The sequence below is a fragment of the Chamaesiphon sp. genome (assembly GCF_041737865.1).
Classification (GTDB): domain Bacteria; phylum Cyanobacteriota; class Cyanobacteriia; order Cyanobacteriales; family Chamaesiphonaceae; genus Chamaesiphon.
The window spans coordinates 1-3367 of record NZ_JBGSQZ010000018.1 but is presented as its reverse complement, the minus strand read 5'-3'; the positions used below and the strand labels follow the sequence as shown (position 1 = coordinate 3367).

At 44.9% G+C, this 3367-nt stretch carries 5 protein-coding genes; 4 read left to right on the top strand and 1 reads right to left on the bottom strand.

Features of this window, described 5'->3' with window-relative positions; genetic code table 11:
* The 3 genes from ACEW9J_RS01270 to ACEW9J_RS01260 all read left to right on the top strand — a co-directional run.
* A partial coding sequence (locus ACEW9J_RS01270) for an MFS transporter (RefSeq protein ID WP_373543340.1) occupies window positions 1-466 on the top strand: 466 nt, incomplete at its 5' end.
* Between the two features lie 81 nt (window positions 467-547).
* Complete coding sequence (locus ACEW9J_RS01265) at window positions 548-1456, top strand: cation diffusion facilitator family transporter (protein WP_373543339.1); 909 nt, start codon at window positions 548-550, stop codon at window positions 1454-1456.
* 10 nt (window positions 1457-1466) lie between these two features.
* Window positions 1467-1820 carry an AI-2E family transporter gene (locus ACEW9J_RS01260; RefSeq protein ID WP_373543338.1) on the top strand — a complete coding sequence of 118 codons (354 nt, stop codon included), beginning with the start codon at window positions 1467-1469 and terminating at the stop codon, window positions 1818-1820.
* Here ACEW9J_RS01260 and ACEW9J_RS01255 read toward each other — a convergent pair.
* On the bottom strand, window positions 1770-2375 hold the full coding sequence (locus ACEW9J_RS01255) for a DUF6444 domain-containing protein (protein ID WP_373543337.1): 606 nt from the start codon (window positions 2373-2375) through the stop codon (window positions 1770-1772). The genes ACEW9J_RS01260 and ACEW9J_RS01255 overlap by 51 nt on opposite strands.
* 455 nt (window positions 2376-2830) lie before the next feature.
* On the opposite strand from ACEW9J_RS01255, the gene ACEW9J_RS01250 reads away from it, so the two are divergent.
* The coding region (locus ACEW9J_RS01250; protein ID WP_373543336.1) for an oleate hydratase at window positions 2831-3367 on the top strand (537 nt) is incomplete at its 3' end.

The window sequence follows — 3367 nt, the reverse complement described above, 5'->3', positions numbered from 1 at the left end:
TCTCCTACTAAAAATCAAAGAAGCAGGACTTGGAGACACATCGGCGATCGGGGCTTACATTTTCTACAATTTAATCTATGCTATTTCCTCTTATCCTCTAGGATCTTTAGCAGATAGAATTGGCATGAAAAAGATCTTAGTTTCAGGATTAATTCTATTTGCAATAGTTTATGTAGGCATGGCTTACGCCAACAGTAATTCAGCCTTCCTAGTTTTATTCGCTATTTATGGAGTATATGCAGCAGCTACAGAGGGGATTGCCAAAGCATGGATTACGAATATTTGCCACCCAGATGATACCGCAACAGCGATCGGTACTTTTACTGCATTTCAAAGTATTGCAACACTACTCGCGAGTTCTTTCGCTGGACTAATCTGGTTTTATGCTGGTGCATCCACAACATTTTTATTAAGTGGAATTATTGCGCTAGTTGTAGCAATCTATATTTCAAGATTCAGAAACTAGTGATCGATCGCATTAGGTAGAGATTGAAAAAGTCCGATCGCATCATACTGCACGTTTATTCTATTTATTGAGGTCATTGCGATGGTTCATCCTCACCAGCACAGTCATTCTCCTAAAACATATAATCGAGCCTTTTTAATCGGTACGAGCTTGAATATTGGCTTTGTATTAGTTGAGGCTTGGTTTGGGACAATTTCCCATTCATTAGCATTAATAGCAGATGCTGGACACAATCTCAGCGATGTTTTGGGATTGTTGTTGGCATGGGCAGCAAGTTATCTTGTCCAGCGTCCCCCCGATCGCAAGTATACTTATGGACTGCGCCGTTCCTCAATTTTGGCAGCCTTACTAAATGCGATTCTGTTACTGTTAGCAATGGGGGGAATTGCTTGGGAAGCAATTCGTCGGTTGTCAGATCCCAGTCCTGTTGCTGGTGGTACGGTGATTTGGGTTGCGGGAATCGGGGTAGTCATCAATACTATTACTGCTCTGTTATTTATGTCAGGACAAGAACGCGATCTAAATATTCGTGGTGCATTTCTGCATATGGCGGCTGATGCACTGGTGTCAGTCGGAGTGGTGTTTGCTGGCATCGCGATTTTGCAAACAGGGTGGTTATGGTTAGATCCAGTTATTAGCTTAATTGTGGTTGTGGTAATTGTCTTTGGGACTTGGAACTTATTTAGAGAGGCTCTGGAGCTAATCTTAGATGGAGTCCCCAAACAGATAGAGCCAATCGCAGTGCGGACTTTCTTGGACGAGTTACCAGGGGTGTCACGAGTTCACGATTTGCATATCTGGGCGATGAGCACGACTGAAACCGCTCTCACAGCGCATTTAGTGATGCCGGAAGGATGTGTAAGCGATCGATTTCTCACCGATACCTCAGCATCTCTCCAAACTTATTTTGGGATCGACCACTCAACACTACAAATCGAAACAGGTCATCCCGATTATCCCTGTCATTTAGAATCAGAGAGTCATGTTTAGGTAATATCAAATGATCTCTTACCAAAAATTACCTCAATGGCTCAAAGTTAGCTTGACGTTCCCGTTGATTTTTCTAAACGGGGGGCTAATTTTGCTACTTTATCATTCCTTACAACCGATTTCGAGCATCGTCATTGCCGCTTGTTTGGTGACGTTTTTGTTAGAATATCCGATTGTATTCTTAGAACGGCGCGGACTACCAAGAGCTTTGTCAATTGGGCTAGTACTGGTTATTGCAGTTGCATTAGTGGGTGCGGTTAGTTTTGGGCTATTACCGATCGTCTTTCGACAGTTGGAAGAATTTGTCAACCGTCTACCAGCTTGGCTGACAGCAGCACAGCCCATAGTTCCCCAGCCATACTAATAGTGCTTGGAGATTAATGTTCAAGTCCTGTCCTGGCACTATTCCCTCTGGCAGTGAACCTCTAACTACGCCGCCACATTCAAGGCACTTACACGACTGTGTTTGATACTCTACGACTTCAATCGGCTTGGCGACTAGACAAGCTACTTGTTGTGTTTGAAAACTAATTGCTTCACTTAACTCTCTACTTCCACACCACTGACATATTTCAGGAAAGCTGATTTCGTATCGGTCTACTCGTCCAAATCCTTTTCGGGTTTTCCCTTGATGTCTTGGTTGCCCGCCTGGTTTCTTTTTCGGCTCTTCTTCTATTTGGTCTTTAGCTTTTTCGGACTTCTGAATTAGATCCAGAGATGGTGGTTGCGACGACGTTTGACTATTCGTCCGACTTTTCCCTGTCGCAATCGCTAATTTCTCTTGCAATTCTTGGATGATTTTTTGCAGTCCCAGCACCAATTCGACTAGTTCAGCTTGGCTCAACTGTTCGATTTCGGCTTTTTCCTGGCGTAGCGGGTCACCCGCCACGCGCTGTATCTTAGCTGTGGGCTTTTTCATTCGTCTACTTTAGCAGATTTTCACCCCTCTACCATTTTCAACCCGAATCCTTACGTTGTTTTATCTACCCCTTATGACTGAGATTGTATTGAAAAACTAACATTAAAATCCGTCGATATGTATACAGACAGATTAGATGATTTTGATTATGTATGGCAATTAAAATCCATAAAATAACGAATTAAATATTAAGATAAATGCTTTTAATAGCAATCAATTGAGAATACTTTCCTCACGAAATCCTCACAATATTAGCTTAGGATGAAAGCTAATGAGTTCGCATGTATGAATTTATTAAATAGTTGTTTTGATTGCCATCTGAACAATCGGAGTAGTTGACGGCAAAAGCTTCGATGCCAGATGACAACATCGTACTTAAAGAATTCTGCTGGTGCTGAGTTTGAGTCTCTGGCAGCCGCTGATTTGATCCGCTAGGTAAATAAAAGGAGAACACGATGTACTACAGCAGCGGCAACTACGAAGCCTTCGCCCGCCCACGTAAACCCAAGGGCGTGGAGAACAAGACTGCCTGGTTTGTCGGCTCGGGTCTGGCAGGACTGGCGGGTGCGGCCTTCCTGATCCGCGACGGTCAGATGCCGGGCAATCAAATCACCATCTTGGAGCAGCAGCCATTGCCTGGTGGTGCTCTGGACGGCATCAAGGATCCGCAAAAAGGCTTCGTGATCCGCGGCGGTCGCGAGATGGAAACTCACTTCGAGTGCCTGTGGGATCTATTTCGCTCGATTCCGTCGCTGGAAATCGACGGTGCTAGCGTACTCGACGAGTTCTATTGGCTTGATAAGGACGATCCGAACTCCTCTTTGCAGCGCGCCACTGTGAATCGCGGCGATGACGCGCATACCGACGGCCTGTTCACGCTCAGCGAGCAGGCGCAGAAGGAGATCGTCAAGTTCTTCATGTCCACCCGCGAAGAGATGGAGAACAAGCGCATCACCGAGGTGTTCGGGGAGGAGTTCCTCAGTAGCAATTTC